At 36.6% G+C, this 5,837-nt stretch carries 4 protein-coding genes and 1 rRNA gene; 2 read left to right on the forward strand and 3 right to left on the reverse strand.

From position 1 onward, the window contains the following. Nucleotides 1–728 precede the first annotated feature (728 nt). Genes nadA through nadB form a run of 3 tightly spaced genes read right to left on the reverse strand, consistent with a single transcriptional unit; the run spans nucleotide 729 to nucleotide 4,222 of the window. On the reverse strand, nucleotides 729–1,832 hold the full coding sequence (nadA, locus tag AC1RNS_RS26190; protein WP_492996739.1) for a quinolinate synthase NadA: 1,104 nt from the start codon (nucleotides 1,830–1,832) through the stop codon (nucleotides 729–731). Continuing rightward, the gene (nadC, locus tag AC1RNS_RS26195; RefSeq protein WP_492996740.1) at nucleotides 1,819–2,679 is read right to left on the reverse strand and encodes a carboxylating nicotinate-nucleotide diphosphorylase; all 861 of its coding nucleotides are present in this window, start codon (nucleotides 2,677–2,679) and stop codon (nucleotides 1,819–1,821) included. The genes nadA and nadC overlap by 14 nt, the downstream gene beginning before the upstream one ends. Continuing rightward, on the reverse strand, nucleotides 2,636–4,222 hold the full coding sequence (gene nadB, locus AC1RNS_RS26200) for an L-aspartate oxidase (RefSeq protein ID WP_492996741.1): 1,587 nt from the start codon (nucleotides 4,220–4,222) through the stop codon (nucleotides 2,636–2,638). The genes nadC and nadB overlap by 44 nt, the downstream gene beginning before the upstream one ends. Before the next feature lie 91 nt (nucleotides 4,223–4,313). Between nadB and AC1RNS_RS26205 the strand changes: the two genes are divergently transcribed. Continuing rightward, nucleotides 4,314–5,393: a cysteine desulfurase family protein gene (locus AC1RNS_RS26205; protein ID WP_492996742.1), complete on the forward strand. Its 1,080-nt coding sequence runs from the start codon at nucleotides 4,314–4,316 to the stop codon at nucleotides 5,391–5,393. Nucleotides 5,394–5,762: 369 nt separating this feature from the next. After that, nucleotides 5,763–5,837, forward strand: a 5S ribosomal RNA gene (rrf, locus tag AC1RNS_RS26210); the annotation flags it as partial.

Genomic DNA, 5,837 nt, shown 5'->3' on the forward strand with positions numbered 1-5,837 from the left:
GGCGGTAACACGGGTTCGAATCCCGTACGGGTCATACGAAAAAAGCAGTAGATGTAAAATACATCTACTGCTTTTTTATATAAAGATATTTTTATAGATACTATTTTATAATATCTTTTTGGATATTCACACAATTACATGCATAAAAAACACAGCTTCACCTTTTTATATCAATTACGCCTAATTATGTCCGGAGTTTTCCGAGCCCACTTGAAAAGCTACTATTCAAAATTCGTGATATTTGCTGGAGGTTTTATCTTGATTCAGCGAACATTTGTACAACCACTGAATAGGGAAAAAGTCGCTTTTATCTCGCACCTATATTGATGGAGGTATTCTGTACTTGACGCTTCGCTTTCTGCACAAAAAACATTTGTTGCTGTCACTACGCTTTCGCACGGTAAAGATCTGCTGAATCAAGATAAAAATTAAACTGAGGGGACTGTGCAAATGCATTTTTACATAACTATTTTTAGGATTAGAAGATATATAAATTACGAAAATAGAAGAAATAGGCGATTGAGGCGTTTTACGTTTATAATTCCAATATTGTTCTACAATTTGTTAGGTTGAGATGATGAAAGTTCATGATTCACATACATTAAAGGATATAGCTAGAATGAGATGTTGTTTTTACTAGTTCTGTAGGAAACTAAACAAATTAAGTTTACCAAAAAATATAAAATATAAACCGTCTACTTAATTTCAGGTAGACGGTTTGTTATTAATTAAGCTCTGATTAACATTCTTTCAAGAGAAATACGTGCTTCTTTTGCGGTATGAGCATCTACTTGAATGTGATTATGTGGTTGCCCTTGCTGTATGCTTTCTAAGCACCAGAGCAGATGAGGAAGGTCAATTCGGTTCATTGTCAGACATGGACAGAAATGCTTATTTAAAGAGATAATCTGTTTATCTGGATGTTGTTTAATAATACGATTAACAAGATTCATTTCTGTACCGATTGCCCATGCAGAACCACTTGGTGCTTTATTAATCGTATCAATAATGTATTTTGTAGAGCCAGCATCATCCGCAGCTGCTACAACCTCGCGGCTACATTCTGGATGAACAATAATGTGCATATTTGGATATGCTTGACGCACAAATTCAGTATGCTGAACTGTAAAACCTTCATGGACAGAACAATGACCTTTCCATAAAATCACTTGGATTTTTTCAGGAGGCTGCTCGGTCTCAAGCATATTTGTATGTGGATTCCAAACAGCCATATTTTCAAGTGGAACACCTAAATCAAATGCAGTATTCCTACCTAAATGTTGATCTGGTAAAAAGAAAATTCGTTGTTTTTGTGTAAATGCCCATTTTACCATATCTTTTGCATTAGAGGATGTGACACATGCTCCTCCATGCCGCCCAGTGAATGCCTTAATGGCAGCGGTAGAATTTACATAGGTTAGTGGAATAATCGTATCGCCAAAAAGTTGCTGTAGGATAGGCCAGGCTTGTTCAGTTTGATAAATATCGGCCATATCAGCCATTGAACAACCTGCCCGCATATCAGGTAAATAAACATGTTGCTGTTCATTAGTTAGCATATCAGCAGTTTCTGCCATAAAGTGTACACCACAAAATACAATATTTTCTGCTTCTTTATTAGCGGCTGATAGCTGAGCAAGCTGCAAGGAATCACCCGTAGCATCAGCAAATTGAATAACCTCATCCTTTTGATAGTGATGACCAGGAATAAAAAGCTTACTACCCAATTTCATTTTTATAGCAATTATACGAGATTCCATTTCATTTTTAGATAATGTCCGGTAATGCTCTGGTAGTAGTGACGTTTGCTGTAATAAACTAGTGATGGACAAGGGAATTAGCTCCTTTCGTTTGTACAAGTGCACTAATATCAAAGGCTTTTACCGAATGTGTCAGTGCTCCAAGTGAAATCCATTGAATGCCTGTTTTAGCATAGCTATTCAGATTATGAAGTGTGATGCCACCTGAAGCTTCTGTAGCAATATGTGGGGGAACAGCTGGAAGCCACTGTCGTATTTCTTCAGGGCTACGGTTATCAAACATAATGATGTCTGCACCAGCCACAATTGCTTCATCAAGCTGTGCTTTTGTTTCGATTTCTACCTCGATTTTAACTGTATGCCCGATTTTTGCGCGTGCAGCCTGTACTGCCTTCGTTATACTACCAGCAAAAGCAATATGATTATCCTTTAACATTATGGTATCGTATAAACCATTGCGATGATTGTAGGCACCGCCTATTCTAACTGCATATTTATCTAGCATACGCAGTCCTGGCATTGTTTTACGAGTATCACATATTTTCGCATTAGTTCCGATTGTTTCACGAACAGCTAAATTTGTAGCTGTAGCGATTGCAGACATGCGTTGAACAAGATTCAATATTACACGTTCCCCAATTAGTAATTTTTGCAGAGATCCTTTAATAACAGCGAGTATATCCCCTTCATTTATTTCATCTCCATCTTTTTTATGAAGTGTAATATCCATGGATCGATCAAGAAGAAGGAACCCGTGTTCAATTATAGGTACTCCACAAAAAATCCCACTTTCTTTGGCGTAAAAAGAAAAAGACCCCTGCTGTTCAGCCGAAAAAATGAATTCACTTGATAAATCTCCATCTCCTATATCTTCGTTAAAAAATTGCTTGAGCATTTCCTCGAGCCTGATGATATTCATACAATGAATTCCTCACTTTCATCTGTCCTTGTTGAAAAATAATCCACCTATTTGCCCATTTCGTGCTATTTAGTGGATGATCAGAGCGTATATGGGCACCACGTGTTTCTGTTCGTGTTATAGCTGCATGTACCATTAGTGTGGCAACAATATGCATCATATAAAGTTCAAGTTCTTGGCGATTTAACCCCTCTAAATCAACTTGAAGAAATCTATTTAATGAAGGCAGTTGTTCTTTGAATTGTTGCATATCGATAGGATTTCTTACTATGCCTAATGTGTGCATCATTATTTGCTGTAATTGATCTTTCGTAAATAAAAATGGCATTGGTTGCCGAGTATGTTTAACACTAATAGAGAAATTATGTTGCTTGCAACCAGTTTTTATAATGAATTGCGCCATTCTTTGTCCAAAAGTAATTCCTTCTAACAAAGAGTTACTAGCTAAACGATTGGCACCATGTACCCCAGTACAAGCAACCTCACCAATTGCATATAGATTTGAAATAGATGTTCTCCCCATGTTATCAGCTATAACACCACCCATTAAGAAATGGCTGCCTGGTACTACAGGAATCAACCCATTTTGTATATCAATCAGGTTATCATGACATAGCTGTGCAATTGCAGGGAACTTTACTTCAAAGTGCTCAATATTTGAAATATCAATAAATGTCTCTTGTCCAGCAGCTCGTTTATTAAATAATGCAAATGCAGTAATATGACGGGGAGCTAGGTCAAGCTGAGCATGTAAACCTTTCATAATCGGTTGACGTTGTGCATCAACAAAGATTCCTCCAGCCCCTCGTACTGCCTCAGAGACAAGTCCCTTTGCCTCTCCATTACTCCAAAGTAAGCTTGGATGAAATTGCATAAATTCCATATCACTGATGGCAGCGCCAGCACGATATGCCAATGCGATACCATCTCCTGTATTTGTTTCATAATTTGATGTGCATGTGTAGAGGGCACCAGCTCCTCCAGAGGCTAGAATTATATGATGAGCAAGATAGCGTTTTGTCCCATTTTCTCCTTTTGTCAGTACACCCACGCACTCTCCGGCTGTATTTAATAAAAGCTCAAAGGCTGTTTCATAGCAATTTATATTGATAGTAGATGGTAGCTGATTAAGTAGATAATTTATCATTATCTGACCAGTACGATCTCCACCAGCGTGTAAAATACGACGATAACTATGTGCACCCTCTAAACCTAGAGCTGGAGCCCCATCTGCCTGACGATCAACAGGGAACCCCTCCTTTAGAAAATCACGCATAATTTTGGTGCCATTTTCTATAAGTACTTCAACATTCCTTCTTTCATGATGATATTCTCCAGCAGTCAATGTATCATCAATATGAAATGTTGGATGATCCTCTTGACTTGTAACGGCAGCAATTCCACCTTGAGCACGATAGGAACTACTCATATTTACAGATGACTTTGTAACAATCTGTACCTGAAAATGTTCAGCAAGTAACCGAGCTGCTTGAAGAGCAGCAATTCCACTGCCAATAATAAGTACATCTGCCTTTACATCCATTGCCATACCTTCTTTACAGTTGTCTTGACACTTATCTTTACATAAAATAAAAAAGAAAACAAGACCTGATAAAATGGAAAGGAAGATTCATATGATATATCTGGATTACGCAGCAACATCACCAATGTCTGTAAATTCCCTTGAAGCATATAGTGAGGTAGCAAGACGTTATTATGGAAATAGTGCAAGCTTGCATGATGCAGGGGGACAAGCTAATTTTTTTGTTGAACAGGCAAGAGCTGTTGTAGCAAAATCACTTGGCGTAAACAATGATGGTGTGATCTTTACTGGAAGTGGCACTGAAGGAAATCTCATATCAATTTTATCTTTAGCATTAGCATCGAAAAAAGGAAAGCATATTATTTCATCACAAGCAGAACACACATCCGTACATGCTGCGTTAAATATATTAGAAAAAATAGGTTTTACAGTCACTAAATTACCATTACTACAAAATGGTTGTATTCATGTAGAACAAGTACAAGAAGTGATACGCGAAGATACAGCACTCATAACGATTCAACATGTTAATTCAGAAATAGGCTCTATTCAACCTGTAGAAGAAATTGCAGAGATAGCAAAAATTACTAATATTTCCTTACATGTTGATTGTGTACAGTCTTTTTGTAAAATTCCGTTAAAGCAGCAAGTGGATGCTATTACTATTTCAGCTCATAAAATTGGGGGACCAAAAGGATGTGGGGCTGTTTATATAAATCCAAAGATCCGTGTTCCCACATTAACACCTGGTGTAACTCATGAGCGTGGATTAAGGGGAGGAACATTAGATACACCAGCAATTGTTGCCTTTGCATCAGCTATTGAAGATTATTATTTTAACGATCGGCATTTTCATGAATTACGAGAATACTTTAAGAGAAATTTACCAGATACGTGCAGGCTAATAGACTGTCAAAGTCAATTGCCCAATATTTGTGGTGTATTGATGGAAAATATGGAGGGGCAATATGTTATGCTAAAATTAAATGAAGCTGGTATATGTATTTCTACAGGAAGTGCCTGTGATATTCACAGTGAATCTGGGACAAAAGCAATTTTATCTATGGGGTATTCATTGGAAGAAGCTCGACAATTTTTTAGGATTTCTTTTGGTCCTACAACGACATTTGAGGAAATTGATCAATTAAAAATGGCACTTTCTACTATTTAATAGTTTCGGTAGAAGCAATACATCCATTTTTAAATGAGTTAAAAGCATACAAGCCATTACTCCAATTAGTTGGGAATGAAAAATTCCCAACTAATTGGAGTACTATTTATGTTAAATTAAGTATTTTCCTCATAATTAATTCTTCCTATTACGTAATTGTATAGTTAGTGTAAAATAATTGTTTTCTTTTTTTTTATCAATTGTTATAATGAATACTAGAGTGATTATTTCTCTTACATGACAAAAATATCTTTAAAAAGTAATAAATTCTTTTTTTTATAAAAAAGTATTGCACAATGTGAGAAAACGTTATACAATAATTCTTGTCTTGAAGGACAGGTAAACAACTTCAAAACAATAATACATAAGTCTAGTGATGATGGCAAAGAGGTCACACCCGTTCCCATACCGAACACGGAAGTTAAGCTCTTTAGCGCCGATGGT

Source organism: Lysinibacillus sp. GW821-FHT14F06 (assembly GCF_058803665.1).